20 protein-coding genes and 5 pseudogenes are annotated in these 26,427 nt (G+C 57.9%); 12 read left to right on the top strand and 13 right to left on the bottom strand.

Annotated features, from left to right (window positions below; genetic code table 11):
* The first annotated feature begins 53 nt into the window (after nt 1-53).
* Both paaX and feaR read left to right on the top strand, forming a co-directional pair.
* Nucleotides 54-977 carry a phenylacetic acid degradation operon negative regulatory protein PaaX gene (gene paaX / locus ACKZ62_RS14380; protein ID WP_339481291.1) on the top strand — a complete coding sequence of 308 codons (924 nt, stop codon included), beginning with the start codon at nt 54-56 and terminating at the stop codon, nt 975-977.
* A gap of 83 nt (nt 978-1,060) precedes the next feature.
* Nucleotides 1,061-1,975, top strand: coding sequence for a transcriptional regulator FeaR (feaR, locus tag ACKZ62_RS14375; RefSeq protein WP_122757332.1), 915 nt, complete (start codon nt 1,061-1,063; stop codon nt 1,973-1,975).
* 50 nt (nt 1,976-2,025) lie between these two features.
* On the opposite strand, the gene tynA is transcribed toward feaR, so the two are convergent.
* The 9 genes and pseudogenes from tynA to ACKZ62_RS14330 form a co-directional block, all read right to left on the bottom strand.
* Nucleotides 2,026-4,314: a primary-amine oxidase gene (gene tynA / locus ACKZ62_RS14370; protein ID WP_447096910.1), complete on the bottom strand. Its 2,289-nt coding sequence runs from the start codon at nt 4,312-4,314 to the stop codon at nt 2,026-2,028.
* A 107-nt stretch (nt 4,315-4,421) separates the two neighbouring features.
* Nucleotides 4,422-4,943 (bottom strand): cytochrome C, encoded by a 522-nt coding sequence (locus ACKZ62_RS14365; protein WP_122757334.1) that lies wholly within the window; start codon nt 4,941-4,943, stop codon nt 4,422-4,424.
* A 13-nt stretch (nt 4,944-4,956) separates the two neighbouring features.
* Nucleotides 4,957-5,478 (bottom strand): methylamine dehydrogenase light chain, encoded by a 522-nt coding sequence (locus ACKZ62_RS14360; protein ID WP_122757335.1) that lies wholly within the window; start codon nt 5,476-5,478, stop codon nt 4,957-4,959.
* An 18-nt stretch (nt 5,479-5,496) separates the two neighbouring features.
* Nucleotides 5,497-6,105 carry a methylamine dehydrogenase accessory protein MauD gene (gene mauD, locus ACKZ62_RS14355; protein ID WP_122757336.1) on the bottom strand — a complete coding sequence of 203 codons (609 nt, stop codon included), beginning with the start codon at nt 6,103-6,105 and terminating at the stop codon, nt 5,497-5,499.
* 3 nt (nt 6,106-6,108) lie between these two features.
* The gene (locus ACKZ62_RS14350) at nt 6,109-6,648 is read right to left on the bottom strand and encodes a MauE/DoxX family redox-associated membrane protein (protein ID WP_339481298.1); all 540 of its coding nucleotides are present in this window, start codon (nt 6,646-6,648) and stop codon (nt 6,109-6,111) included.
* Between the two features lie 13 nt (nt 6,649-6,661).
* Nucleotides 6,662-7,810, bottom strand: a complete 1,149-nt coding sequence (locus ACKZ62_RS14345; RefSeq protein WP_339481300.1) for an amine dehydrogenase large subunit — start codon at nt 7,808-7,810, stop codon at nt 6,662-6,664.
* Between the two features lie 349 nt (nt 7,811-8,159).
* Nucleotides 8,160-8,756 (bottom strand): annotated as a pseudogene (locus tag ACKZ62_RS14340) (methyl-accepting chemotaxis protein); the annotation flags it as partial.
* Nucleotides 8,757-9,014: 258 nt separating this feature from the next.
* Nucleotides 9,015-10,085: pseudogene (locus ACKZ62_RS14335) on the bottom strand (HAMP domain-containing protein); the annotation flags it as partial.
* Between the two features lie 252 nt (nt 10,086-10,337).
* The gene (locus ACKZ62_RS14330; RefSeq protein WP_447096909.1) at nt 10,338-11,660 is read right to left on the bottom strand and encodes an alginate export family protein; all 1,323 of its coding nucleotides are present in this window, start codon (nt 11,658-11,660) and stop codon (nt 10,338-10,340) included.
* 243 nt (nt 11,661-11,903) lie between these two features.
* Between ACKZ62_RS14330 and ACKZ62_RS14325 the strand changes: the two genes are divergently transcribed.
* From ACKZ62_RS14325 to ACKZ62_RS14300, 6 genes and pseudogenes are all read left to right on the top strand, one after another.
* On the top strand, nt 11,904-12,293 hold the full coding sequence (locus ACKZ62_RS14325; protein ID WP_339481306.1) for a c-type cytochrome: 390 nt from the start codon (nt 11,904-11,906) through the stop codon (nt 12,291-12,293).
* A gap of 24 nt (nt 12,294-12,317) precedes the next feature.
* Nucleotides 12,318-13,808 (top strand): aldehyde dehydrogenase family protein, encoded by a 1,491-nt coding sequence (locus ACKZ62_RS14320; protein ID WP_447096908.1) that lies wholly within the window; start codon nt 12,318-12,320, stop codon nt 13,806-13,808.
* A gap of 37 nt (nt 13,809-13,845) precedes the next feature.
* Nucleotides 13,846-14,104 (top strand): annotated as a pseudogene (locus ACKZ62_RS14315) (PepSY domain-containing protein); the annotation flags it as partial.
* 246 nt (nt 14,105-14,350) lie between these two features.
* Nucleotides 14,351-14,572 (top strand): hypothetical protein, encoded by a 222-nt coding sequence (locus ACKZ62_RS14310; RefSeq protein WP_122757343.1) that lies wholly within the window; start codon nt 14,351-14,353, stop codon nt 14,570-14,572.
* Nucleotides 14,550-15,605, top strand: a complete 1,056-nt coding sequence (locus ACKZ62_RS14305; RefSeq protein ID WP_447096907.1) for a GGDEF domain-containing protein — start codon at nt 14,550-14,552, stop codon at nt 15,603-15,605. The genes ACKZ62_RS14310 and ACKZ62_RS14305 overlap by 23 nt, the downstream gene beginning before the upstream one ends.
* Nucleotides 15,606-15,870: 265 nt before the next feature.
* Nucleotides 15,871-16,119 (top strand): CsbD family protein, encoded by a 249-nt coding sequence (locus ACKZ62_RS14300; protein ID WP_447096906.1) that lies wholly within the window; start codon nt 15,871-15,873, stop codon nt 16,117-16,119.
* Between the two features lie 275 nt (nt 16,120-16,394).
* Here the strand turns inward: ACKZ62_RS14300 and ACKZ62_RS14295 are convergent, their stop codons facing one another.
* Nucleotides 16,395-17,099 (bottom strand): methyl-accepting chemotaxis protein, encoded by a 705-nt coding sequence (locus ACKZ62_RS14295; RefSeq protein ID WP_447096958.1) that lies wholly within the window; start codon nt 17,097-17,099, stop codon nt 16,395-16,397.
* A gap of 159 nt (nt 17,100-17,258) precedes the next feature.
* A pseudogene (locus ACKZ62_RS14290) lies at nt 17,259-17,381 on the bottom strand (HAMP domain-containing protein); the annotation flags it as partial.
* A gap of 1,544 nt (nt 17,382-18,925) precedes the next feature.
* Here ACKZ62_RS14290 and ACKZ62_RS14285 point away from each other — a divergent pair.
* Together ACKZ62_RS14285 and ACKZ62_RS14280 are read left to right on the top strand one after the other, a co-directional pair.
* Nucleotides 18,926-21,460 (top strand): PAS domain S-box protein, encoded by a 2,535-nt coding sequence (locus ACKZ62_RS14285; RefSeq protein ID WP_447096905.1) that lies wholly within the window; start codon nt 18,926-18,928, stop codon nt 21,458-21,460.
* A 425-nt stretch (nt 21,461-21,885) separates the two neighbouring features.
* Entirely contained in the window at nt 21,886-22,374 is a 489-nt protein-coding gene (locus tag ACKZ62_RS14280) for a DUF4019 domain-containing protein (RefSeq protein WP_447096904.1), read from the top strand.
* A 92-nt stretch (nt 22,375-22,466) separates the two neighbouring features.
* Here the strand turns inward: ACKZ62_RS14280 and ACKZ62_RS14275 are convergent, their stop codons facing one another.
* On the bottom strand, nt 22,467-23,192 hold the full coding sequence (locus ACKZ62_RS14275; RefSeq protein ID WP_371260729.1) for a methyl-accepting chemotaxis protein: 726 nt from the start codon (nt 23,190-23,192) through the stop codon (nt 22,467-22,469).
* A 132-nt stretch (nt 23,193-23,324) separates the two neighbouring features.
* Nucleotides 23,325-24,080: pseudogene (locus ACKZ62_RS14270) on the bottom strand (MCP four helix bundle domain-containing protein); the annotation flags it as partial.
* Nucleotides 24,081-24,226: 146 nt separating this feature from the next.
* Between ACKZ62_RS14270 and ACKZ62_RS14265 the strand changes: the two are divergent.
* Together ACKZ62_RS14265 and ACKZ62_RS14260 are read left to right on the top strand one after the other, a co-directional pair.
* Nucleotides 24,227-25,435: a multidrug effflux MFS transporter gene (locus ACKZ62_RS14265; RefSeq protein WP_099602487.1), complete on the top strand. Its 1,209-nt coding sequence runs from the start codon at nt 24,227-24,229 to the stop codon at nt 25,433-25,435.
* Between the two features lie 119 nt (nt 25,436-25,554).
* Complete coding sequence (locus ACKZ62_RS14260; protein WP_032885742.1) at nt 25,555-26,412, top strand: SDR family oxidoreductase; 858 nt, start codon at nt 25,555-25,557, stop codon at nt 26,410-26,412.
* Nucleotides 26,413-26,427: the final 15 nt, after the last annotated feature.

Here is a 26,427-nt window from a genome sequence, read left to right as displayed (position 1 = left end):
ACAAGGCCCGCTCGCCGGGTATATTTCAGCCTTTTTTCCTGTCCGGTACGCCCATGTCGTCCCTAGCCCCATTGAATTCCCTGATCACGCGCTTTCAGGAGCAGACGCCGATTCGCGCCAGCTCGCTGATCATCACCCTCTATGGGGATGCCATCGAACCCCACGGCGGCACTGTCTGGCTTGGCAGCCTTATCCAACTGCTCGAGCCCATTGGCATCAATGAACGGCTGATCCGCACCTCGATTTTCCGCTTGACCAAAGAGGGCTGGCTCACCGCCGAAAAAGTCGGGCGGCGCAGCTACTACAGCCTGACCGGCACCGGGCGTCGGCGCTTCGACAAGGCTTTCAAGCGTGTGTACAGCTCCAACGTGCCGGCCTGGGACGGTTCCTGGTGCTTGGTGATGCTCACGCAGTTAGCCCAGGACAAGCGCAAACAAGTGCGTGAAGAACTGGAATGGCAAGGTTTTGGTGCGATCTCACCGGTCTTGTTGGCCTGCCCGCGCAGCGACCGCGCCGATGTCAATGCGACGTTACAGGACCTTGGGGCTCTGGAAGAAACCATTGTCTTCGAAACCACCGCCCAGGACGTATTGGCCTCCAAGGCCCTGCGTTTGCAAGTGCGCGAAAGCTGGAGTATCGAGGAACTGGCGACCCATTACAGCGAATTCATTCAGTTGTTCCGCCCACTCTGGCAAGCACTGCGCGAGCAGGAAAACCTGCTTCCAGCCGACTGCTTCCTGGCACGGGTTCTGCTTGTGCATGAATATCGCAAATTGCTGTTGCGCGACCCGCAGTTGCCGGATGAGCTATTGCCCGGCGATTGGGAAGGCCGCGCCGCACGACAGTTGTGCCGTAACATCTACCGTCTGATCTTCGCCAAGGCCGAAGAGTGGTTGAACAGCGCACTGGAAACCGCCGACGGACCCTTGCCGGATGTCGGCGAGAGTTTCTATCGACGCTTCGGCGGGCTTAAATAACCCGCCATCAATCAAGCAGTATCGCTGTCCGTTTTAGCGTGGATCGACGTAGATAATAAAAATAAGCCTGCGTGAGGCCTCACATGAATTCTTCAATTGCACAACGCCGTGATGGGTTCGATCAATGGGTCCATCAGATTAACCAGATCTGCGGCGCCTTCAGCGCCCAAACCCTGGGCGACGGATTTTCCGGGCATATCAGCGAATACCAGAGCGGCGCGCTCAAACTCAGTTTTGTCGATGCCTGCCAGGCGCGGCTGTACCGCACTCCACGGGAGGTCGCGGCTGGCGAGGGCAGAAAGTACTTCGCGGTGTTTCAGCTCGAAGGTACGGCCTGCATGGCCCAGGGCGACAACCGGGTGGCGTTGTCAGCCGGTGATATCACCCTGATCGACGCTTCACAGCCCAGCGATTTCACCTACAGCGAAAGCTCCCGGCAGTTGTCGTTGATTTTGCCGTACCCGCTGGTGGAGCAGTCCCTGCGCTTCAATCCGGTTAAGTGTGGTCATCGAATCGCCGCAACGTCACCCATCGCCACGCTGTCCCACCACTTGATACTGGACGCCACGCGCCACAACACCTTAAGCCAGCAGGAAAGCGAAGCCACCCTGGACGCGGTGGTCAGCCTGTTGCGCCCGGTTATCACCCACAGCGATGTGGCCGATGATCTGCACGAGCGAATCTTTCGCAAGACCCTTGGCTACATCGATGAGCACATTCGCTCCGAAGACCTCTGCCCTGAGTTGCTGGCGCGGGAGGTTGGGGTTTCGATGCGTGGGTTGTACCGGATGTTTTCGCGCAAGGGGTTGGTGGTGGCGCGCTACATCAAGAATCGCCGCCTGGATTTATGTGCCGAGTCCCTGCGCCAATCGTGTGCGGAACAGAAACTGTCGGCGTTGGGATATTCGTGGGGCTTTTCTGATTCGAGTTACTTCTCTACAGCGTTCAAGTCGCGCTTTGGCATTTCGCCGGGCGAGTATCGCAAGCAACACGCCTGAAGCAAAAAAAACCCTGTCACGAGGGTGACAGGGGCTTTTTCCTGCGTGGGTTATTTCGGTGAGCTGAGGTTTAGTGTCGGCGTTTCATCAAAGAAATTCCACGGTTTGAGCAGCACGTGCACCCACTCGGTCGGCATGATCGGCCACTCTTCCGCCCGGGCTATGTGAGTCGTGCCAGTGGTCAGCCAGACCACGTCGTCGCTGTTCTCGATCGACTGGTTGTCCTGGGTGAACTGCCCAAGGCCGGTGTCGCTTTGCGAGCGGTTCGGGTATTTACCCTCCGGGTACTTCTCCTGCGGGTCGTAGCGTGTCACCCACAGCTGTTTGTCCATGAAACTTAGGCGGTGATAGAGCCATTCATCCTTGCCAAAGTTGGCGCCCTTGGCCACCGGGTGTGTACCGCCGGCATAGGGTATCAACTGGTACGAAACCGGGTTGCCGACTTTGTTTTCCTTACCGAAGTTGGTTAACAGGCGCACGGTGGATGGGTCGAACTTCTGTGCGGCCTGCTGTTCGGTACTGACCACTCGCTGCTCAGTCTGCATTGTGCTGGTGCGCGGCCCACCACGTTCGTTCGGTGCAACCACCGGGTTCACTTCCACCAGTGAGTTGTTCTCGCCGTCGATGTCCATGTCCAGGCGGAAGTTGTAAATGTGCTGGTGCGTCGTGCCGACGATGTTGTGGTCCAGCAGGGTGCCGTAGCGTGTGTCTTCCTTGGCGGTTGACTCGTGCATGGTCTTGGACTTCACACCCTTGACCGCTTCGATACCGGTGGCGCCGGCGTCGATACCGATGGTGCCGTTCTGCTGGAATACCCAGTCGAAAATATAGTCGTAGTTACCCACGGTGCTGATCCAGCGGATGACCAGCTCACGCCGTTCGGCGCTGATGTTGGGCTGGCCCATTTCCTGGTGTTTGTATTCGGGCCCGGCGTAGCGCTCGAACACCGCGATGGCATGGGGAATGGTGGTCGGGGCGCCGGAGTAGTCGGCGATGGTTGCGTCCAGCAGCACGGCGTTTTCCGGGGCGTCTTTGCCTCGCGCAATCGGCGAGGTGAGGGTGCCCATGCCGTAGTCGCCCGAATCAAGGTAGGCCTTGAAGTACCAGCCGGCATCCGGGTCGCCGTACGGCACGATCATACCGCCCAGGTTGCCTTCGTACATGATCTTGCGTTTCTTGCCCTTGTCGTCATAAGTCACGGTGGACAGGATCGGCCCGACGCGGGAGTCGAGGCGCACATGAAAATCCCAGTTCTGCCAATGGATGCTGTTGCCGGTGATGGTGTAGTTCTTGCCTTCCGGCTCAATAATCTCCAGCGGCTTGAGCGCCACGCCCTTACGGCCTCGGCCGTCATATGGGGTGGGTTTCATCGGTACCGGGACCACCGCGCCGTCTTCGATTTTGATCAGTTTTTTCTGCTCAAGATCGACCACTGCCACCAAGCCCTCAATCGGGTGCGCCCAGTAGTTGCCGTCACCGGTGTCGAGGTAGCTGACTATTTTCAGTAGTCGCTTGTCCTGGGTCAGACCGTCCTTTCCATCGAAGTAACCGACGGTCAATGGCGTTGTCACCACTTTCTTGATGTCGGTGATGCCACGCTTGGCCAACGCCTGGGCATATTCAGTGCTGGTGGTTATCACCGATTGCACGGTGGCGAAGTCGTCCAGCAGCACCATGCCATGGGCGCCTTCAATGGGCTTCCAGGACAACAGCGACTTGCTGTCCAGGTCGACCTGGCCCTCGATCACATGTTTGCCATCAAGCACCACGATATTGGCCTGGCGCGACTGGGTCGGTTTCTGTCCGCTGTAGATGAAGTTCCACACCTGATCCTTGGGCGGCGTGTGCACCGACACTTCGGTGAAGCGCAAACCTGGCTTGTAGTGTTCCGATTGCTTGATGATCTCAACTGCGCTGTTGATCTCATCCGCACTCAGCGGGTTGAGGGGGCTGGGGCGGGTCTCGACGACAAAGGTCTTGTCCAGGCCGGATTGGAACACCTGGTTTATAAAGTCCTTGGACATGTACGCGGTCTTGCCCTTGAACACCACCGGCACCTTCAACTCCATGCGCTTGCCGTTGAGTATGGCGACCTTGCTGTCAGGCTTGACCTTGACGTAGGCACCGTCCTTGGCAATCACGAATAAGTTGGCGTAGTCGTCCCATTTGACGGAGGCGCCAAACGCTTCAAGAGTCGATTGCAGCGGCACCATTTCGGCAGTGCCGCCATGGGCCTGTGCTGCGGATTCCAAGCCGGGCAGGCCGAAGGATCCCAGGGCAATGGCCAGTGCTAGCCTGGCCAGGGGCGTTCTTTTGAGCAAAGCGGCGGACGAAAACATGACTGAGTTCCTTGAGGAAAACCGAGGACAGTGACAGTGCACTTTGCTACAGCCTGTAGAGGTATGCTTTTGGATTCTCGCCAAAATACTTTGGCTGCGTGCCTGAATCAGTAGCCCATCCCATCATCAATCGCAATACCCTGGGCGCGCATCGCCTTGATCAGCGCAGCGCGGGTGCCTGGCAAGTTGAGCATAGCTTCCTCGCGCAGTGAATTGACCTCTTTCGCAGTGTAGGGCTTGTAGTCCATTGGCGTGCTGCTGCCAGCCATGCCGTCTTTGCGCACGAGCCAGTTCAGTAGGTCGGCCAACTGGGCATTGTTCAACGCCGACTGTGACATACCGGGCACCCGCACGAGAAACTCACGCCCGCCCGGCACTTTGAGGAAGTTACCGACAAACCCCTTGAGTCGGGGCGTGTCGTTGGCAGCCGAACCCATGCCGTCGCCCAGGTGGCAGCCGGCGCATTGCAGTTGATAGTTCACGCTGTTGCTGTAGCCGGCTTGGGAAATCGGGGTTTGCGGCGCTTCATTGCCCGGCGCATGCCGCTGCGCCGGGTTGGGAATAGCCCTGGCATACGCCAGGGGAGCGGTCATCACACAGGCGAGACCGAGGGCTAGCAACCTACGCATGACCGCCTCCTTCTTAAACCGCGACGCCGCGAATGACTGACACGGTGCAGTGGTAGATGTGGGATTTGGCGGCCAGGCACCAATTCACATCGTTGTTGTTGAATGGGCGATAGGCCGGTTCTTCACTGTCGTTACGCGTGCAGGCGCATTGGGCGCAGCTTTGCTTACCGCAGCAATCGTTGTACGAAATGATGTAGTCCTTGCCATCAGCCGGGTTACGGCAGGTGCCGATCCAAGTGACCTGTGATGCTTCGGTGCCCGGTGGGCAGGAGGTCACCGAGCCGCCGCAGCAGCTGCATAGGAAACCGTCGATGGAGCAATAGCGCCAGTAGTCGCAGGTATTCGGGTCGCCGGGGTCGCCGGCTTGCGGATTGTCGGCAGCAAGGGCCTTGCTGGTGCGGTCCAGGGGCAGCAACAGCGGTAGTGCGGCGCCAGCCACCATTAACGAGCCCATGCGCGACAGCAATTTGCGCCGGGACGTTGTGTCGGCCACCCGGCGCGTGGAGCGTTCAAACAACAGGTCCAGTAGTTTCATAAGGTTTTCCTGCCTTGATCAGTGGCTGTGGACGTGTGGGTGCGGCTGGCTGTTCAGGTATTCCTGCAGCGTGGCGCTGTTGAGGTGCTCGACTTCGAACAAGCTGTCCAGGTGCTCGCGTGAGTTGACCAGGCCCTTTGCGCGCAGGGTGCCGCTCTTGTCGATCAGAGCGGCGTAAGGCAGCTTGCCGATCTGGTAGGTCATGCCCACTTCCGGGCCGACTACGTAAGTGGCGTGCTCCAGCTTGTGTTCACGGATCAGCGCTTGCTGGGCGTCCATGTCGCCATCGCTGATGAAAACCACGTCGAGGCGGCCTGCCTGTTCCCTGGCAATGGATTTGATCGCTGGCAACAGCGACTTGCAGATTGGGCAAGTGGGCGAGAGAAAAAACAGCAATTGGTTCTTTTCGCCGGCGTAGCCGAAGTTCACCGGGCGACCGTTACGGTCGGCGGCAGTGACTTGCGGCGCGGCTTCGTTCACGGCCACGCCCTTGTCGACCATCAACGCGCCTGCTGGGGCCAGGCGGCCGTGTAGCACACCAATCTGGCGGACCAGCCCCATGACAACAAACGCCACGGCCACCAGCAACACCCAGAGCAACACGTTGGATACGATTAAGCCTTCCATTGATCACCTACCAATCAGTTTGAGCAGAAGAGGGGAGTTCGCCAGCAGGCCGTCGGCCGCGGCGTAAACCAGCAGCAGCACGGCGGTGGCCGCAACGCTGACAAAACTATCGAAAACACCCAGGTCACGGGCCACTGGTGCCACGCCGGCAAGCAGTGCCAGCCCCACCAGTGCGCTGTTGCGCAGCAGCAGGACCGGGCGAAGTGGTTGTGCCTGGTCCGGGCCTGCACAGCCGCAGTCGATATCCCGACGGCCGCGCCACAAGTTGATCGCGATCGCCAGGGCGTAGAGCGAAATTAGTCCACCGGCCGCCAGTGCCGCCCCGCGTCGGCTGGCGGGGACCAACAACGCAAAAGCCACCATCAACTCCACTAGGGGGATTACTCGGGCAATGGGGCGTACCACTGAATAGGGCAGCAGTTGATAGTCCGCCAACTGCTTGGCGAAACGTGCCGGTGCGCGCACCTTGTGGGTCGCGGCGCTAGCCAGCAATACCGCGAGCGTGAGCGCACTGGCGAGGATGAAGATCGGGTCTAAGTGCATAGCCGAGCCTCCCTTAGTAGCTCATGATCTGGGTCGCAGTTTTGGCGACCTTGGGCATGCTGGCGTTGAGCTTGTCGGTCTTGAGGTCGAAGATCTGCAGGCCCCCTTCGATGTCGGCGCCAAGGAGCAACGGCTTGTCATCGCCGGTCGCTTGTAGGCTCCACACCGGCACCGGCGCTTCCAGGGTCGCGACTTTTTTGTGGGTCTTGAGATCGAACGCCCAGATCAGCGTGCTGGGGTCTTCCCACTTCATTGGTTCATGAGCGTCGTGCATCAACACGTACATGCGGTTTAGCTTCGGCGCGACCGCCATCAACTGCCAGCCTCCTGGCGCCCAGCCGGCTTGCTTTTCCGCCTCGGTGGTGAGCGTCCAGGAACCGAGAATTTTCGGCGCATCGCCCGAGAAATCCACCGGGCGCACAGTACCCGTGGTGGTGGTGAAGTAGTAGGTGTCGCCCACGTTCACGGCGCGCTCGTTGAGCTTCTCTGCATTAGGGTCGAAGAACGCTGTGCGGCTGCGAGCCGTTTCCTGGCCCTGATCGTTGAGCGTGACGACCTGCAGACTGCCGTCGCCGCACAGTGAGGCAAAGCGACGATTACCCACCGGGTAGTTGAGCACGCAACCGGGAATCGCCAGCTCGGCGGTAACGGTCTTGGCCTGGGTGTCCACCACGGTCACCGAGGTGGACGGTGTGAAGTTGTAGATGTAGACAAAACGGTCATCGGCGCTGGTTTTCAGGCCGTAGCGCTGGGTCAGCGACTCGGCGCGCTTGTTGGGAATCAACACCTCCCAGGCTGGCGAGAGGGTGGAACTGTCCCAGGCGGTCAGCACGTCGGTGCGGGTGCCACGGGTGCCGCGAGAGTAGAAGATGTCAGCGCTGTAGAGGGTTTTCTGATCGTGGCTGAGCGTGGAGGGGGCGGCAAAACCGGTGGGGACCATGCCGAGCACGCGTTTTTTATCGGGGTCGACCACGGTGACGCGGCCTACCACGAAGCTTTCGAATTCGACATCGACGATAAACGCGCGGTGGGCTTCGGGTGGGAACGCCAGCACGGTGTTGCCGATGGTGTCGGCCGGCAGGTCCGCGTTGGCCGTATTCAAACCCAGTACCAACAGGCTGAGGCCCAGCGCTGAAGGAACGGTGATTCTGGTGGCTCGCATTCGGGGGGACTCCCTTGGTTATTGTTCTTGCAGATCGCGGTGGCAGAGTTGTGCAGTTCGATTCTGCCTGGGGCGGCGGGTGCGGGAATTAGGCTGCGTGCCAACCGTTTGTGTGTCTGTGCCAGTTGTTGGGCATGGGGCGTCGCCGGACTTCGTGTGAGCTGGCTTGCCTGCGACGGCCTGGTGCCAGGCACCAAGATTTATCGGATTTAAATCGGTTCGAGTGCAGGAGGGGGGCTCGCAAAGGTAGTGTGTCCCTTACATCGCCCCACCACTCGGCATCTCGCCCAGGTTCGGTGCGCCCGAACGCAGGCGCGGCTGGCGGGGCGTTTCAGATTAGCGGGGAGGTTCAGATACGAAAGCTCCCCACCAACTGTTTTAGCCGCTCGGCTTGTTGTTCCAGTTCTGTACAGGTCAGTAGGGTCGCTTGCAGGTTTTCCACGCCCTGGCTATTCAGCACGTTGATCTCGGTGATGTCCACATTCAACGCTTCGACGACTGCGGTCTGTTCCTCGGTGGCGGCGGCGACCGATTGGTTCATGTTGTCGATTTCACCGATGCGTTGCGTCACGCTGCCTAGGCGTTGGCCGGCCAAGTGGACGGTGCTGACGCTGGCTTCGCTGTGTTGCTGGCTCTCGATCATGGTGGTGACGGAGTCGCGGGCGCCGATTTGCAGGGCTTCGATCATCTGTTGGATCTCCTGGGTCGACTCCTGGGTGCGATGGGCTAAGCTGCGTACCTCGTCGGCGACTACCGCGAAGCCACGACCGGCTTCTCCTGCGCGGGCGGCTTCGATGGCGGCATTGAGCGCCAGTAGGTTGGTCTGCTGGGAAATGCTTTTGATCACTTCGAGGATCTGCCCGATGTTTACCGTTTTGTCATTAAGCACCTCGATATTGGCGCACGAGGTACTGATCTTGCCGGACAGTTCGTTGATTAACTCAATCGTACGCTGAACCACTTCGTGACCGTCGCAGGCTTGTTGCCGCGCGGCGGAGGCTTGCTGCGAGGCGACGGCGGCGTTGCTGGCGATTTCCTGGGCGGCGGCACCCAGCTGGTTGATCGCCGCAGCCACGCTGTTGGTTCGCAGGGCTTGCTCGTCCGAGTTGCGCAGCGACGAGTTGGACGCCAGCAGTACGCGCTTAGCCCCTTCATTCACGCCCAGCGCGGCTGAAGACACTTCGCGGATCGACTGCTGAATGCGCTCGACGAAACGGTTGAACGCCGTCGCGAGTTGGCCGAGTTCATCCCTTGAGTTCACGTCCAGGCGTCGGGTCAGGTCTCCTTCGCCCAAGGAGATGTCTTCCATGACCCGTGTCAGCACCTGCAGCGGGCGGGTGATGCGATATGCGGTGTACCAGATCAGCAACAGACCAAGCAGTGCCGAGCCGCCACCCAGCATTAGCTCCAACAGCTTGCTGCGTGCGCTCTGCCCATCCAGTTCGTATTGCAGTGCGGTGACCGGCGCCAGTAACACGGCCTGCGGTACGCTGACCAGCACGCCCCATGGCGCCACGTCGGCAATCGGTGGCAACGGCTCAAGCACTTTGATCTGTTGCGGGTCGACAAACACCTGGGGCTGGCCTTGGCGCAGGGCGTCCACGATGCCTGCCGCTTCGGATGTGCCCAGGCGACTGGCGTCTTGACTGTTGGCCGAGATCACCCCGAGCGGGCTGACGATGCTGATCTGGCCCTGGCCATTGAACAGTTGCCGAGCACTGGCTTCGCTTTTGCGTTGCAAGTCGGCGAGGTTGATATCCAGACCGACCACGGCGATGACCTTGCCATTCTCCAGCAAGGGGAATGCGACGCTGGTGACCAGCTTGCGGCTGCCAGAGGCTTCATCGAAGTACGGCTCTAGCACGCAGGCTTTGCGGCTGTCGCGGGCGCACGTGTAGAACGCGTTGTAGGGCGCGCCGCTGGGGCCTGGAGCGGTGTTGGCGAGTAGTGCTTCTTCGCCGACGACGGCTTGCAGTTCGCCGGGCTGGCTTTGCACCCAGTAGAGTGAGAAGCGCCCGGTGTCGTTGCTGCCCAGTGCAGGCTTGTTGGCAAAGTCGATGTCGGCACCGTCCAACGCATCGGGCTCGAATATAACGTAAAGTCCTAGGAGGTCAGGCTTGTCGATCAGGGCCTGGTGAACCTGCCTGGTCACTTCCTCGCGCAGTTGCTGGCGCGTCAGGCTGCCCTTGGCGTGCAGTTGGCGCAGGTACAGCAAGTACCGTGACAAGCCTTGGCCATACTCGTGTGTCTGCGTGAACGTGCGCTGCACTTGCATCGCCTGCAATTTACCCAGGGCCTGCATATGTTCCCTAGCTGCATCGGCCAGCATCGCGGTGCTGGCTTGGTCGACTTGCTGGCGACTTTGATGGGTTTGGTAGAACGACAACCCCATCAACAATCCCACTACCAATAGCAGACAGAGGCCGGCGAGCAGGGTGATCTTGCTCTGAATCGTTAGGCGTTTTATGGGCATCGGATAAGCCTTAGTCCACCGGTGCAATGGCATATACCTATGCACCGGGCAGGGTTAGAAGGTGGTGGCGAAGACCAGTTGGCTGTAGACATTCCTGTCGTTATTGCCCAGCTGGGTGCCGCCGTTTTCGGCGCTCTTGTCCGGTTGGTAGAGGCCTATCAGCGGCATCACAGTGAGGTGCGCGTTCACCCGCCATTCGGCGAACAGGTCGATCTCGTGACCATCGGTATTGCCCTGGCCGCGGTCGAGGGTGTCGAAGGCAAACAGCACCGCGCCAATGCTCACGCTTTCGAGGGGGGCGGCTTTCAGCGTGACCGACTGGATGCGCGAGTTGGTGTTGAACGGGCCGGCATAGTTGCCTGCCACCTCACCCTGGAACCAGGTTCCGTAGCCACGGCTGAGGCCGTAGAACAACGGGTCGAAACCTTTCGAAAAGCGGCTGTAGCGATAGTTGGCACTTGGCGCCCAAGCGATGTCGGAAAAGGTCCAGCCGGCTTCAAGGTACCAGGCGTTTTCACTGGCGGTGTGCGGCCTGTTCTGCTTGGCGTATTCACCGGATAGGAAGAGGTTGGTCACCCCGGCATTGCCCTGGGCGCGTAGGCTATAGGTCTTCATGCCGTCGCGCTCCGTCTGGGTGGGGGAGGCGTATTGCATGTCGATTTCGGTACTGTCGATATAGGTCAGGCCGACTGTTCCCTCGGGGGTAACGTGTTCGAGCGTGCCGACGTACATTTCAGTCTTGGCCTGGGCGCTGTTATCGGATTTGAGCCACATCAAGTCACTGCGCCATCCTTGTTTTCCGCCCAGGCGCAGCACGGCGGTCTGGTCAAAAGCCTTGCGCGCTGCCAAGTAGTAGGCACCGCCGCGATTGTAGTCGCCGGCGGCCAGTCCCTTGCCCATGTTCAAGGCGTCGCCGTTGATCAGGAAGCCGTCGCCGACGACGATGTTCTGTCGGCCGAAAGACAGGTCTACACCGTCGTCTCCCAAAGCTTCGAACACCTTGCCGGAGCGCCAGCCGAGATACACGTCCTCAAATTGTGTGCGGCGCTCGGAACCGTCGCTGAAGCCTGCGGCATCGCCGTCGCCCCAGGTGCCGGAGCTCAGTATGTTGGCCGCGCCATAGGCGGTGCCCTTGCCGGCCAGGTCCTTGTCGAAGCTCAAGCCATATTTGAAATAGCCCTCGCGCCACGCTGAGGAACCTTGGCTCAGGCGGCCGGACGGGGCGTAGTTTTCCTGGCTATGGAACAGGCCGAATACCGCTTCGAGCGTGGCATTCAGATGGCTGTCACCATCACCGTAGAGTTCGTACGCGTGGGCGTGGGCGCCACTGAGCAGCAGGGCGAGAGTCGACGCGCAAAGTTTGGGGGACTTGAGCATGGGGGGCATCCGTTTTTGTTCTTGAACGCGGGCTTGCGCTCCTTTTCGATATTAAGGCGCGGAACTTTTTCGGCCTTTTGTATGGTTGCCAAAGCCTTGGTTCTGCTTGCCAGATTGCGCGGTTTGGCAGCCCGGCCAAAGTAACTGGCACGCTGGGAAAACCCAGGCGTGCAACGAGCACCGACAATTGCGACAACCCTGCCGAACCCTCGGCAGTTCCCTGGATTGAAAGGTTGCTTGCTTATGTTCTGCTCCCTGCGGTTGCCCCTTGTCGGTTTGCTGTCATTGACCTTCGCCCATGCTGTGCTGGCGGCCGAATGCGCTCCGGCCCTCCAAAAAGGCGCCGAGGTTTTTGCCCGGGAATGTGCGGTTTGCCATGCGGTAAGCAAAGGCGCCACCGGCATGATGGGGCCGAATCTATCGGGTGTAATCGGACGCAAATCCGGCACGTTGACCGGGTTCAATTACTCTCAGGCTATGCGCGACAAAGCCATCGACTGGCAGGCCGAGACCATCACCCAACTCATCACCCAGCCCCAGGCCTACATGCCGGGTACTTATATGCCCTACATGGGCCTGGCCGACGCGGGCGATCGCGAGGCGGTCGTGTGCTACCTCAAACAACAACAGTGAACGTATTGGAACGGAAGGTGAATCATGAGCAACGTTAAAGTCCTGCCGCAGGTTGCTGCATTCCTTGACCGTCGCCACGGCTGCTTTATTGATGGCCAGTGGGTCTTTGCCGAAGGGCAGCGAATTGCGGTGGTCAACCCGGCCACCGGCCAGACCCTGTGTGAAACCCTGGATGCCCCGCACGAGCTGATCGAACGTGCCGTGCAGTCGTCCCATGCGGCGTTCAAGTCCGGCGTGTGGTCTGGTTTGCGTCCCGCCGACCGCGAACGCATCCTGCTGAACTTCACGCGCCTGGTAGAAGCGCATGCCGAAGAGCTGGCGCAACTGGAGACGTTGAGCCAGGGCAAGTCGATCAATATGTCGCGGGCCCTTGACCTGAACGCCACGGTTGAATTCATGCGCTACATGTCTGGTTGGGCCACCAAGATCGAAGGGCAAACCTTTGACGTTTCGATCCCACTGCCACCCGGCGCTAAGTTCACCGCGTTTACTAAACGCGAGCCAGTGGGTGTGGTAGTCGGTATCGTGCCGTGGAATTTCCCGCTGATGATCGCCGCCTGGAAGCTGATGCCTGCCTTGGCCACTGGCTGCACTGTGATCATCAAGCCGGCGATGGAAACCCCACTGACCGCCATGCGCTTGGCCGAACTTGCGATAGAGGCTGGCATTCCCGCGGGCGTGTTCAACGTCGTGACCGGCGGCGGCGCCTCGGTGGGTGGCGTGCTCACTACACACCCGCTGGTGAGCAAAGTGTCGTTCACCGGCTCAACCGTAGTAGGCAAAAGCGTCGGCGTGGCGTGCATGCAGAACATGACCCGGTTTGCCCTGGAGTTGGGAGGCAAGAATCCGATGATCGTGCTCGCCGACGCCGACCTCGACAAAGCCATCCAGGGCGCGATCCTCGGCGGCCTGCTGAACAATGGTCAAGTCTGCGCAGCGGCATCGCGTTTCTACGTGCATCGCTCGATCCACGACGCATTCGTCAACGGCCTCGCGGCAGCAGTATCGGCGTTGCCGATGGGCGCGGGCATGGACGGCGATGCGGTAATCAACCCGCTAGTATCGCGCAAGCAGCAACAAGGCGTGCTCAAACACATTGAGCAGGCGCGCGCGGAAGGTGCGCGCGTTGTGTGCGGCGGCCAGTTGCATGAAGGGGAGGGCTTCTACGTGCAGCCTACCCTGTTGGCTGATGTGGACCACAGTATGGCGGTAGCCCGTGAAGAAGTGTTCGGCCCAGTGCTCGCGGTCATGCCGTTTGACGATGAAGACGCCGCTATCGCCCAGGCCAACGACAACCCCTACGGCCTGGCTGCCAGCCTATGGACCAACGACCTGACCAAGGCACTGAATCTGGTGCCCCGCATCGAAGCTGGCACCGTGTGGATCAACGCACACGTGCTGCTGGATCCGGCGATGCCGTTTGGTGGGGTCAAGCAGTCCGGCATGGGGCGCGAGTTTGGGCGAGCGGTGATTGAGGCTTACACCGAGTTGAAATCGGTGTGCATTGCGCATTGATTGCGACTTTTTTGATTGCTGAAGTGAAAGGCGGCGATACCCACGTGGTTGGTATCTGGTATCGATCCTTACACTGCCGAAGTTCGCCTCCCTAGTCACTGGGCTGATGGTTTACGAACTCTTCTGGAGAGTCTTTTTTTCAAACCGACCCTGCGCCGTCAGCACGGCGCACGGGTTTTCTGGAGCGATTTGCACGTTTGAGCGGCATCTGGTCGATCTGGATTATTGCATTCCCTTCGTTTACCGGCATCTGGGTCCTTATCCAGGCACTGCTGACCGACAACCACATCTCGATTTTCAACCTAGGATATGTCCACGAAACCATGGGCGATTCACTACTCCGGGCGCATAGATCGGGCGTAGTCACTGCAGGTCTTCGTGGCTCGTCTTCGATTTTGCTGGTCACCAACTGGCTGGTATTAACCGATTGCAGCCTTCCATGATTGGCCACTATCGACCCAAATCTGACATCAGACTTACAAAATTGCCTTTCGCTTAGGCCAGTTTCCTTGAGATGCACGGTGTCAAACAACGCTAGCACGATGGATGAACAACTCCATCTCGAAACCATTGCCCATCGCCGGGTTAATCCCATGAAAGTCCTGGTGTACGACGGCGTCGGTAGGTGTCTGCCCGGTCCTCTACCTAAAGTCAACCAGATGGAAGTCGATGACATAGATACAAATCCAATGCTGACCCGCTCCATCGGGCAACGATGCGTCATCTTAAAGGGGCTGCTTCATGAATACCTTATCGCCGAGTGACCATGCGCAACTGTTCCGTGAAACCACCGCGCAGTTCTGGAAGCATATCGTGCCCATTGTGAAGCTCGGCTTCTGCATTCACTTCATATTCATTTTCATCTTTAGCGTGATGCACTTACCTTCCCTTGCGGTGAGTAATGTATCGAGCATCCTCGTTTATGCAGCTTGCCTGAAGGCTATTCACGCAGGACGCTACAGCCTCACCGGCGTATTGATGAATGTAGAAATTATTCTGCACGCTTTATTGGCAACTTGGGTGCTGGGTTGGGACAGCAATTGTTATTTTTACCTTTACTGCTTAATCCCCATCATCGCGTTCAGTTTTCAAGATGCGCTCTTACCACGATTGTTGCTCTACCTGGCTATCCTGGCTATCCTGGCTGTGTCGGTGGGTGGTTTCGCCTTGCGTAAACACCTTGGTATCAACTCCGGCGTGGCGCCACAGTGGCTTGAGATATTTGGCGTCGTCAATGTGTTAGCTGCCCTTGGCGTGCTGCTGCATTGCACAGCCTTGTCAGTACGCTTCACGCGCTCAATGCAAGCAAAACTGTTTCAGACCGCCAATCGCGATAGCCTGACCAATCTCTATACGCGTCGCCGGGGAATGCATGAGGTGCTGCAGTTAACCGATTCGGGGTCGTCAACGATCATCCTGCTGGATATCGATCATTTCAAACAGATCAATGACCGTCTGGGCCATGAGCGGGGCGACTTGATCCTCCAGCGAGTAGCTGAAGCCATCAGCAGTAATGTGCGAGCCACAGATGTGGCTTCACGCTGGGGTGGCGAAGAATTTCTGATGCTGATGCCTTCCATACCTGCACATGCGGCAAAGGCCGTGGCGGGTCGAATCCTGCTGCGGATCCGCGAATGGGTTGGGGAATTGAATGACTATCCACTTACTGTCACCGCCACCCTAGCCGTGAGCGAAATTCACTATGGAGAAAGCTTTGAAAGCGCCCTCAATCGCGCGGATCAGGCGTTGTATCGAGGCAAACATCAAGGGCGTAACCAGGTAATTTTTGCGAGTTGAGTAGCAACTTCACTAACAGCGAGCGTTGTGCGGCTCATGGCGATTCAACGGTTTCATCAGCAAGTACATGGGGTATGGCAGGGGGCGTCTGTATATCGTCAGCGGGGGCCGTTTCTTGAGGTTTTCGGGTTAATGACAGTTGGTTGCCTATGAGCCTCATCAACTTTGAACTAATCATTACCAGAGCCGCCCTAATGCCGTGAAGGTTGCCTCAAGCCCAGGGTTATCCTGGGTTACTCAATCACACACGAAGGTTTGGTGAATCATGAAGAGCGAACAGGTAGAAGGCGTCGTAGAAAAGGTTGCCGGCAAAGCGCAGAGCGCAGTCGGGAAACTGTTTGGTGATTCGAAGTTGGAGGCTGAAGGTACTGGTCGCCAAGCTGCTGGTCAGTTGACCCAGACCTATGGTGATGCACTGGAAAGCGTATCTACGTTTGTTAAAGAAAAACCAGTTGCTGCAATCGCGATTGGTGCAGTTGCTCTGCTGGTTCTAGACCGTCTCTTTCGCCGCTGAATTGAGGAAAAAGGACGTTTCGACAGAGGCGTTCCCTTTTGCACTTATCGCCCTGCGTCCCTAGAGCTTTCCATCAGTGGGCTTCGGGGGCCCGGGCGGTATGCACGACTCACTTCCATTCAAGCACCGCGTTTAAATTGGGTGGCTGCACCCCAAGGTTTTGGAGTGACGGCGGGCGCTTTAGTCAACGGCGATCCAGAAACCGCCGGTTGGGTGGGAAGACTCGCAAACAAAGTCCGGGGATCTTCATAAATTGGAGTTCCCCGTGTGTCGCTTTAAAGTTTGAAGCGCGAAACCACAGTACGCAGTTCCCCTGCCAGCAGCGAAAGTTCTTCGGCCGTCACAGCGTTGTCTTCTATGCCCTCCATCAGCGCAACACTGCCGTTGCGTATTAGGGTCACGTTGCGATTGATATCTTCCGATACGGCGTGCTGCTGAACCGCCGCGCTGGCTATCTGGGTGTTCATGCCGACGATTTGCTCAACGCCTTCGTTGATTGCGTCCAGGCTGGTGGAGGCTTGGTCGGCGGAATCAATACATTCCTGGGCGCGCAGTTTGCCCGCTTTCATTTGCTCGACGGCAGCGTCCGTCGCCAGTTGCAGCTCTTGGATAATCCGGCGGATCTCTCCTGTTGAGTTTTGCGTGCGCGAGGCGAGAGTTCGGACCTCGTCCGCGACCACCGCAAAGCCCCTGCCTTGCTCGCCGGCGCGGGCGGCCTCAATGGCGGCGTTCAACGCCAGCAGATTCGTTTGATCGGCGATGTTACGGATCACCTCTATCACGCCACCGATCTGCTGGCTGTGTTGCGCAAGCGCCGAGACCTTTTGCGCGCTACGCTCCACCTCATCCGCCAGGGCTTCAATGGTCACGCGGGTTTCCTGCATCTTTGCCAGGCCGGCGTTGGAGGATTGGCTGGCGTGCTCGGCGGCGTGGGCGGCCCCCTCGGTGTTTTGCGCCACGTCCGCAACGCTGGTGGTCATCTCATTGATGGCAGTAGCGACTTGTTCGGTTTCGCTTTGCTGGGCGCTCATGGACCGTTTAGCCCGGTCAATCGACACGCCTATTCGCTCAGCCGCGTCGGAGACCGTTTGTGAACTGCGCTCGACCTGAGCAAGCGACGAGCTAAAGGCTTGCACCATATGGTTAAGGCCGTTGCCCACGTCGGCCATTTCATCTTTGCCCCGTACTTGAATGCGCACGCTCAGGTCACCCTGCGCAATGAGTTGGGTAGCTACCAAAGCATCGTTGAGGGTGCGGCGCATAGCGCTGTAGATGCCGCTGAACACATACACCAGCAACAGGCCAAGAACCGCAAACATGCCCAGGATGAACAGACGTTCCGAGGTTTTCTCCTGAGCTCGGCGTTCAAGCGTATTCAGCAGTGCGTCTTGCAGCGTGTCTTGCGCCTTGTACAACTCAGCCACCACAGCATTGCCTTTGGCTGGCAGATTCTGAACGCCGGTGATGGTGTCGCTCGGTGCGCCAATCAAGACTTCGAGGTCGGCGCGGAAGCTGTCCAGGCTCGCAAAAGCACTGGTGATCGGTGCCTGGATACTATCGGCGAGGGCAGGTTCCCTGCGGCGCAATAGGGCCAGGCTTTGCTGAAGTTCTTTGTGGATGAGTAACTCATTTTTAAGCATCGACTTGATCACGCCGCGCGAACCCGCACTCAACGTTTGCCCGTCATGCAGTCCGCTGGCAAGCCCGCGCAATTGCCCGACGATGTTGATTTGCCGTGGCAGCCTCAAGGTGCTCTGGTCGATCATGAACAGCGATGCGTAATCTTCATCCAACACCATGCCCGACGTGGCCGATACGTAGTAAACGAAGTTCAGTGTCTCGGTCAGTTGATCGTTCCAGTTGTCGAACATCTCGTTTTGGTTGGCATCGGCTTTTGCTTGCTCGATCAACCTCTGCGCTCCCATGTGCAGGCGCTGCACGCGATCACCGGTTTCCAGTTGCGTGTTGAATTGCCTGTCGGTGGCGGCCAGTTTCGAAAACGCGGCCTCCAGCTTCTCCTGGTTGGCAGATAGATCGGACTGAGCGGCTCTATCACCGCTGAGCAAGCGGTTGGTGAGCGCGCGTTGCAACATTGATAAGCGCAGTACAGGCGTTACGTCCAACAGATAGCGCTGGCCCAATTGTTCCGAGCGAATGACCTCAATGCTGTCATTGATCTGATGGATGACGCGCGTACCCAGCAGAACCAGAGGGATCAGAACGATTGCTGCAAGCACAGCGAATTTCGTGCGAAAGCGTAATTGGTTAGCCAGGTTTACGGCAGGAGCAAGGATATTCATGGAGTTCTCACAGCCCGGAATGGGACAGTTTGTGGATAGGTGTAGTTGAGAACGTTCCATTTTCTCGAGTGCCTGGCTCTATTCGGCTCAGTCGGCTAATCACGTCTTTATGTAATTAAACATTTCACACATGGTGTCGGCGCCGAGATTGAGAACTTTATTGAAAGTTGTACAGATATTTATTTTTGTACAAGTTTGGAACGCTTCGAGATCATTGATGTCGCTTAGCCATCACTTTTCTGTCGCGTTTTTTAAGGGATGGGGCTGTGGTAACGATTTGTATAGAACCTGTATCCACGTCGCTAAAAGGTATGAACTTCTCATTTCTCAGGTGGACGTTTACTCCATCCGGATGTCTGAGGGTTGAGGTCGTTGGTTAGGCTTGGCTTGAACCAGAACAAATCACGGCTCAGCCCCCGCACCCAATCGTGCGGTGGGAAAGGTCAGGTGCATTCTGGCGAAAAATCTTATGAACGCTGAACATTCACTTTTCGAGTAAACCTGCCATGCCAGATATGTCGGTCGTTTTTGTGGGTCCGTCTGAATTCGCAATCGACCAAGCGGACATCGCGTGCATGGGCGCAATTTCTGCGTTGCTGGAAACCACGTGCGCTATGACCGGGATGGGCTTTGCAGCCGTTGCTCGTGTTACCCACGATCTTTCACTGATCTGCGCGGTACGCGATGACATCGGTTTGAATTTGCATCCGGGCGATGAGCTGAAATGTCTGTCTGCCCTTAACCATCAGGCTGGCACATTTCACCAAGCGATAGTCATTGGCAATCTTGCAGCGCACCCTTCACACCCTTGTTATCCAATTCATCAGCTGCATGGATTTCAGAGCTATCTGTTCATACCGATCGTCTTGAAAGATGGCCGCCTATGGGGCGGTCTGTCCGCAATGCATCAACACCCGGTCTCACTCGATAACCCACGAATTCTGGGCATGGGCAAAGGCTTCGCGGATCTCATTGCGTTGCATCTGGAGGCTGCCCGATGCGACAGGTTACGCACGGCCGAGCGCCAGTGGTCGGTGCTCGAAAGTACGAGCGCCGAAGCAAGATTGCGCGAAAGCGAGGAGCGGCTACGAGTCATATTTACAAGCGCTACGGTGGGCATGTCTGAGGTGGATGCCGCAGGCCGCTTCATTCGAGTGAACAGCGAACTATGCCGTATTCTTGGGCGTTCTGAGGCAGAGGTACTCCAACTAGGCGTCGCAGACGTCACCTATGTCGAGGATTTGCCTCCCACCCTGGCAGCAGTAGAGCAGGCGATTCGTACGGGCAGCATTACTGCCGTTGATAAGCGTTATAGCCGCCTTGATGGCTCGTTGGTCTGGGCCAACAGCAGCATCCAGCGCATTGTTGACGCCCAGGGTTTGCTTGGAAATCTTTTGGTGGTCACGGTCGATTTGACTCAGCGCAAAGACGCGGAGGAGGCCCTGCGAGCCAGTGAGGAATTCAACCGTCGTGTCCTTGCAAGCTCCGCTGACTGTATCAAAGTGCTCGACCTGGATGCCCGTCTGGAGTTCATGACTGAGGGCGGCATGTGTGTCATGGAGGTCGATGACTTCGGTGCCATCCAAGGCGCTTGCTGGCCTGACTTATGGCAAGGCGAGGAACATGGAAAAGTTTTGCACGCCGTGGCCGAGGCTAAAGAAGGCCGTATCGGCCGCTTCCAAGGTTTTGCTAAGACCATGAAGGGCACTCCGCGGTGGTGGGACGTGATCGTCACCCCCGTGATGGGGCCCGATGGGTTTCCGGAAAAACTGCTGTCTACCTCACGTGACGTGACCGCAACCAAGCTTGCGCAAGTGCGCTTGCAGGAGTTGAACGACACGCTTGAGGCCAGAGTTCAAGAGCGTACCGCGGACCTGCTCCTAACGCAGGAAGCCCTTCGCCAAGCGCAGAAGATGGAGGCTGTAGGCCAGTTGACCGGCGGTCTTGCTCACGACTTCAACAACTTGCTGGCTGGCATCTCCGGTAGCCTTGAGTTGCTGCAGTCTCGTATACGTCAAGGACGGTTCAACGAGGTGGATCGCTATATTGATGCTGCGCAGAGCTCGGCAAAACGAGCCGCCGCTTTAACCCACAGGCTGCTGGCATTCTCGCGCCGACAGACACTCGATCCCAAGCCAACCAATGTGAATCGATTAGTCTCAGGGATGGAGGACTTGATTCGCCGCACTGTAGGGCCATCCATCCAAATTGAGCTCGTCGCCGTCCTGGATCTCTGGATGGCGTTGGTTGATCCACCGCAGCTTGAAAATGCACTGCTGAATCTTTCGATCAATGCACGCGATGCGATGCCGGACGGCGGGCGTATTACTATCGAGACCGCAAATCGATGGTTGAGTGCGCAGGCCGCACGCCAACTCGATATGGTGGAAGGTCAGTATCTATCGGTTTGCGTAACCGATACCGGCACCGGAATGTCACGCGACGTGCTTGAGCGGGTATTCGAACCTTTCTTCACGACCAAACCCCTTGGCGAAGGCACCGGATTGGGCCTTTCTATGATCTATGGTTTTGCCCAGCAATCTGGTGGACAAGTGCGGATCTATTCAGAGGTAGGCAAGGGCACAACCGTGTGTATTTATCTACCGCGCCATGATGGGCATGACGATGCCGAATCGGCTGTAGAACAGGCGATTATGCTTACGCCTTCAGTGCACGAGGCTACGGTGCTGGTAGTGGACGACGAGCCAACCGTACGCATGCTGGTCACGGACATATTGCAAGACATGGGGTTCGCGGTTCTCGAAGCCAGCGACAGTGCCACGGCCTTGAAAATTTTACGGTCGGATGTTCGGATCGATTTATTGGTAACGGATGTAGGTCTGCCTGGCGGAATGAACGGACGGCAGATGGCAGATGCAGCTCAGGAAGCCCGTCCTGGACTTCAAGTCTTATTCATTACGGGTTACGCCGAAAATGCAGTGATGGGTGACGTTATTCTGGGAAAAGGCATGGCCGTTCTGACGAAACCCTTCGCGGTCGACGCCATCGCTTCTCGTATACGAGAGATGATTCCCTCTTGAAATTATCGTCGGTTAGAGGAGGGCGCTTAGGGACCTAGCGCAAGGGCCTATGGGCAACGGCGTCGCATCACCAGCTTGTACAAGCAGCGGTAGTCGTTGACCTGAAGAGAAACGGCACTGAATCAGTTTCATCGACAGCCACCTCATTCAAGGAATCGTCATGAACACTATGGACATGGCCCGTTGAGAGAGTAGACGTCAAATACGAATTCGTCGAATCAGTGACTTACGTGTCTTATGAACATATCTGACATGGCACCTGATTTAACATAATATACATTATGCGTAACCATATGTTTCTGGATGCCAGCCGTAGGCCTGCAGAATTCACACACCACCCCAGCATTTTCCGCCTAGCTGATGGCAACCCCCTTAAGCGTCATCTTTACTCGTTCCAACGGATGTCAGTGCCTTGGGGGGTTTGCATGAAGTCGATTGCAGTCATGGTGTTCATACTCGCGATGCTCGGTGGCTTCGACGTCAGCTTCAACAACACCACGCCTAATGTCACTGCAACCGATCCTGGCACGCCGCAACAGCAACAGCGTGTTTTCGATACAGCTGTGGGATTTTTGGGGTTACTTGATGCGGGCACAGCCGAAATGACTTGGCCCGCAGTCAGTCCCGTGCTGCAAGCCAAAACCTCTAAGTTGATGTGGGCCAGTAGCCTCAAAGGCCTGCGACTGGGGCTGGGTTCATTCCAGAGGCGCGAACCTGTTGCGATTGGTTTTATCGATCAGCTACCTGACGCGCCTGCCGGAAATTATGCGGTGATCGAGTTTGCCTCGATGTTTTCCACGACCTCTGTTCAAGAGAAAGTGATCATGCGCGACGACGACAAGCACTGGGGAATCGTCGGGTATTTCGTCCATAAGAGCATTGTTTTCGGTGACGGTACTAAGAAATCCCCCTAGCCCGGCCCTGCCCCAATTATTCGATAATGATATAACTCAACTAAATATCTATTTAGTTGAGTTATATATGAGTCATTCCTACGCTACCCCTGTTAGAGCTGAAAACGGTCCACAGATTGCGACAGTTTGCCTGCTAGATTGGCCAGTTCATCCGTAGTTGAGGCAGTTTGCCCGATCACGCGACTGTTGTTTTCCGACATGCCAGCGATCATCTCCACCTGATGGGAGATTTCATTGCTGGCCAGGCTTTGTTCCCCGATGGTGCGCGAAATGTCGTTCACCAACTCCGTGGTGTTCAACGTGGCCTGCAGAATCTCGCGGATTGCCCGTTCTACTTCTGCGGTCACCGCCATGCCTTTGTCCACTTGAGTGACGCCCTCCTCCATGCTGGTCACCGCTTCCCGAGTATTTTGCTGGATGCGTCCGACCATGCTGGCAATTTCCTGGGTCGAAGCGCTGGTGCGACCCGCCAGGCTGCGCACTTCATCGGCGACCACCGCAAACCCCCTGCCTTGTTCTCCCGCGCGGGCAGCCTCAATCGCGGCGTTGAGGGCCAATAAGTTGGTCTGGTCGGCGATGCCTTTGATGACTTGGATAATGCTGAAAATCGCCTCGGACTCCTTGTCCAGCGTGCGGATCACCTGAGCCGATTGCTGGGCTGAACGGGCAATACCGTCCATGTCCTTGACCACTTGGTGAATGACGCGACCGCCGTCCTTGGCCAAGGCTTCAGCCTGATTGGCCATGTCCAGGGCGCGGCCGGCGTGCCGGGTGATTTCTTCGATGCTCGCCGTCATTTCACTCGCAGCAGCGGCCATGGTGCTGGCGGCAGCGCTTTGCTGCTGGCTGCTGCCGGCGACTTCATGGCAGCCGTGGCTCAGTTGCTCGCTCATGCCATTGACGCCATGAGCGTTGCTGCGCACCACTTCGATCATGCCGCGCAAGTCGCGCTGCATGGTGGCAAGGCTAAGAATCAGCGCACCGGCTTCATCATTGCGCTTAGGTTCGACAATCGGCTCGCTCAAGTTGCCCCTGGCGATACTCGCCGCAATGCGGCTGGCGGTCTGCAGCGGCCCCATGATGCTCAGGATGACCCAGCGGCCCTGAGCCAACAGCAGCAATACGCTGGCAATCAACACCGTGCCCAGGGTGAAGTTCGCATTACTGATTGCGTGCTGAGTGCTTGCGCCGGTCTGCTGGGTATTGGTTTCGATCAGCTCACTCAGCGCCGCCATTTGGTCTTCCAGACGGCTGAACGCAGTGTTGAAACTCTCCAGTTCTGCGCGAGCGGCTTCGGGATTTTCCAACGCCAGCGCGACGATACGTTCGCCGGCGCTTATATAGGTATCGAGGCTGGGTTTGATTTTTTCCAGACTGGCTTTAAGGCTGTCATCCAGGGGCAACTTGAGGTTGTCCCCCAGCACCTCCCGGAAGTGCTCTGAATGTTCCTTGATCGAACTCGTCACCTCGGCCTTGGTACTGGCGCTTTTCCCCAGGCCCACCAACATGGCCGACAACACGTCGGCGCGCAGGGCGTCGTGCATCATGTCGGCTTCCATGTGGTTGCGCAGTACCGTCATGGCGACCTCGTTGGCCTGCACAGCCTCGCCCATCCGCGTGTTGCCCAGGTAACTGGCCAGGCTCATGACCAGGGCGGTAAGCAACCCGGTCGCTATCAACAGCATCAAGCGTAGTTTGATCGTCATGCGGGTATCCCCATACCTTGGCCGCGGGTTGGGAACCCAACCTCTATTAACGTTATCGGCAGCAGTCACTGGTTAGTGAAGCCTAAGTTTGCGGATCTGCGAGGATCCCTTAAGCTGGCCATCCTTTGCTCCGCCCGGAAATGCCCATGTCTCGAAGTATTGCCCACTTGGCCCTGCTCCTGGGGTTGATCACGGCCGTTGGCCCGTTCGCCATCGACATCTACCTGCCTGCGCTGCCAACCCTTGGCGCGAGCCTGCACGCCTCGCCGGCCGCCGTACAGATGAGCCTGACCGTGTTCTTTGTGATCGTGGGGGTATGCCAGCTGTTCTACGGCCCCATCAGCGATGTATTCGGACGCAAACCGCCGATTTATGCCGGACTGCTGATTTTTGCCATAGGCAGTATCGGCTGCGCCCTGGCGCCGACCATTGAAGTGCTGATTGGATTTCGTGCCCTGCAAGCATTTGGTGCGTGCGCCGGCATGGTGATCCCTCGGGCAATCGTTCGCGATCTGTACACCGGCCATGAAGCCGCGCGGCTGATGTCATTGCTGATGCTGGTGATGAGTGTCTCGCCAATTCTTGCCCCGCTGGCTGGCAGTGTGGTGATTGCGCTCTGGAGTTGGCGCGAAGTGTTCGCCGTGCTGGCGGTGGTGGCCGTGTTGTGCCTGGTGATGACGGCCGTGCAATTGCCCGAAACCCACCCGCCCGAGCGTCGTATGGGTAAAACCCTGGGCACTGCATTCAGCAGTTATGGGGCTCTGCTGCGCGATCCTGTGTTTATCGGATTGTCGGTGGTCTGCGGCTTTGGGCTGGCCACTTTCTTTGTTTTTATCGGCAGCGCGCCCTTTGTGTACATCGAATATTTCGGCCTGACACCCACGCAATTCAGCCTGTGTTTTGCCCTGAATGCGGCGTCATTTTTCGCTATGAGCCAACTGACGGCGCGCCTGAGCGCACGCTTCGGTCTGGTGCCGTTGATACTTTGGTCAGTTACGGCGGTGGCTGCAGTGATGCTCCTGCTGGCGGTCACCACGCTGTGGGTTGATAGCTTGGTCCTGATGATGACGTTGCTGTTTATCGGCTTCGGCTTCCTTGGCTTGCTGTTGCCTGCCTCGGGTGTGTTGGCCCTGGAGGACCATGGCGCGGTGGCGGGTTCTGCATCCGCTTTGCTTGGCGCGATTCAAATGATCACAGGGGCGGTGTCCATGACCCTTGTTGGAGTCTTTGCCGACCACACCCCGGCGCCAATGATCATCGGTATTGCGATGTGTGCCGTCGCGGCGATGCTCACGGTGATCTGGACATTGCGCCGTTTGCCCGCCCACTTGGCGAGTGCCCCGCCCTCCTCCTGAGGGGTAACAATAGGGCTCGGCGTTAACCACTCGTCGGCCCTGGGCAGGATCCAGCACAACTATCGCCGGCCAAGGAATTACTAACTCCATAGCACCCTTAGGAACCTATGGAGATTGAGATGACTGACTACCCACGCCCGCCTTTCGCCCCTCAAGCCCAATCGGTCCCAGGCTCCCAGAGAAAAATGGACCCGTATCCCGATTGTGGCGAGCAAAGCTATAAAGGCTCTGGTCGGCTGGCCAACAAAATCGCGCTGATCACGGGGGCCGACAGCGGCATCGGTCGCGCGGTTGCCATTGCGTTTGCCCGTGAAGGTGCAGACGTTGCCATCGCCTACCTGGACGAGCACGAAGACGCCAAGGAAACCGCACGCTGGGTGGAAGAGGCCGGTCGCCAATGCCTGTTACTGCCCGGCGACCTTGCGCAGAAAGCCCAGTGCCAGGCACTGGTCGACAGCACCGTCGAACAGTTCGGTCGCATCGATGTGCTGGTCAATAACGCTGCGTTCCAGATGACCCACGAAACCCTCGAAGAGATCGAGGACGAGGAATGGGTGAAGACCTTCGATATCAACATCACGGCGATGTTTCGCATCTGCAAGGCCGCCCTGCCCCATATGAAGGCTGGCAGTTCGATCATCAACACCAGTTCGGTCAACTCTGACATGCCCAAACCGACCCTGCTGGCCTACGCCGCCACCAAGGGCGCGATTGCCAACTTCACCGGCGGTTTGGCGCAGTTGCTGGGCAGCAAGGGCATTCGCGTCAACAGTGTGGCCCCCGGACCGATCTGGACGCCGCTGATCGTGGCGACCATGACCGATGAAGACGTGAAGAGCTTCGGCAGCGAAACACCACTGGGCCGACCTGGCCAGCCGGTGGAAGTGGCGCCGATTTATGTGCTGCTTGCCTCGGATGAAGCCAGCTACATCTCCGGTTCACGCTATGCGGTTACCGGGGGAAAACCCATCCTCTAGCCTTGAAGGCGCTCG

Source organism: Pseudomonas sivasensis, assembly GCF_052938085.1.
The sequence above is the reverse complement of the archived record's forward strand: the minus strand, read 5'-3'. Positions and strand labels throughout refer to the sequence as shown.

What these genes read in the sequence shown, in the direction of transcription:
- ACKZ62_RS14325 (WP_339481306.1), top strand. Translation starts at nt 11,904, where the DNA reads ATGTTCTGCTCCCTGCGGTTGCCCCTTGTCGGTTTGCTGTCATTGACC.
- ACKZ62_RS14280 (WP_447096904.1), top strand. Translation starts at nt 21,886, where the DNA reads ATGAAGTCGATTGCAGTCATGGTGTTCATACTCGCGATGCTCGGTGGC.
- ACKZ62_RS14300 (WP_447096906.1), top strand. Translation starts at nt 15,871, where the DNA reads ATGAAGAGCGAACAGGTAGAAGGCGTCGTAGAAAAGGTTGCCGGCAAA.
- ACKZ62_RS14360 (WP_122757335.1), bottom strand. Translation starts at nt 5,478, where the DNA reads ATGAAACTACTGGACCTGTTGTTTGAACGCTCCACGCGCCGGGTGGCC.
- ACKZ62_RS14305 (WP_447096907.1), top strand. Translation starts at nt 14,550, where the DNA reads ATGAATACCTTATCGCCGAGTGACCATGCGCAACTGTTCCGTGAAACC.
- ACKZ62_RS14260 (WP_032885742.1), top strand. Translation starts at nt 25,555, where the DNA reads ATGACTGACTACCCACGCCCGCCTTTCGCCCCTCAAGCCCAATCGGTC.
- ACKZ62_RS14365 (WP_122757334.1), bottom strand. Translation starts at nt 4,943, where the DNA reads ATGCGTAGGTTGCTAGCCCTCGGTCTCGCCTGTGTGATGACCGCTCCC.
- ACKZ62_RS14265 (WP_099602487.1), top strand. Translation starts at nt 24,227, where the DNA reads ATGTCTCGAAGTATTGCCCACTTGGCCCTGCTCCTGGGGTTGATCACG.
- tynA (WP_447096910.1), bottom strand. Translation starts at nt 4,314, where the DNA reads ATGTTTTCGTCCGCCGCTTTGCTCAAAAGAACGCCCCTGGCCAGGCTA.
- feaR (WP_122757332.1), top strand. Translation starts at nt 1,061, where the DNA reads ATGAATTCTTCAATTGCACAACGCCGTGATGGGTTCGATCAATGGGTC.
- ACKZ62_RS14295 (WP_447096958.1), bottom strand. Translation starts at nt 17,099, where the DNA reads ATGACCACCAGCGTTGCGGACGTGGCGCAAAACACCGAGGGGGCCGCC.
- ACKZ62_RS14345 (WP_339481300.1), bottom strand. Translation starts at nt 7,810, where the DNA reads ATGCGAGCCACCAGAATCACCGTTCCTTCAGCGCTGGGCCTCAGCCTG.
- ACKZ62_RS14320 (WP_447096908.1), top strand. Translation starts at nt 12,318, where the DNA reads ATGAGCAACGTTAAAGTCCTGCCGCAGGTTGCTGCATTCCTTGACCGT.
- ACKZ62_RS14310 (WP_122757343.1), top strand. Translation starts at nt 14,351, where the DNA reads ATGGATGAACAACTCCATCTCGAAACCATTGCCCATCGCCGGGTTAAT.
- ACKZ62_RS14350 (WP_339481298.1), bottom strand. Translation starts at nt 6,648, where the DNA reads ATGCACTTAGACCCGATCTTCATCCTCGCCAGTGCGCTCACGCTCGCG.
- ACKZ62_RS14330 (WP_447096909.1), bottom strand. Translation starts at nt 11,660, where the DNA reads ATGCTCAAGTCCCCCAAACTTTGCGCGTCGACTCTCGCCCTGCTGCTC.
- ACKZ62_RS14275 (WP_371260729.1), bottom strand. Translation starts at nt 23,192, where the DNA reads ATGGCCGCTGCTGCGAGTGAAATGACGGCGAGCATCGAAGAAATCACC.
- ACKZ62_RS14285 (WP_447096905.1), top strand. Translation starts at nt 18,926, where the DNA reads ATGCCAGATATGTCGGTCGTTTTTGTGGGTCCGTCTGAATTCGCAATC.
- mauD (WP_122757336.1), bottom strand. Translation starts at nt 6,105, where the DNA reads ATGGAAGGCTTAATCGTATCCAACGTGTTGCTCTGGGTGTTGCTGGTG.
- paaX (WP_339481291.1), top strand. Translation starts at nt 54, where the DNA reads ATGTCGTCCCTAGCCCCATTGAATTCCCTGATCACGCGCTTTCAGGAG.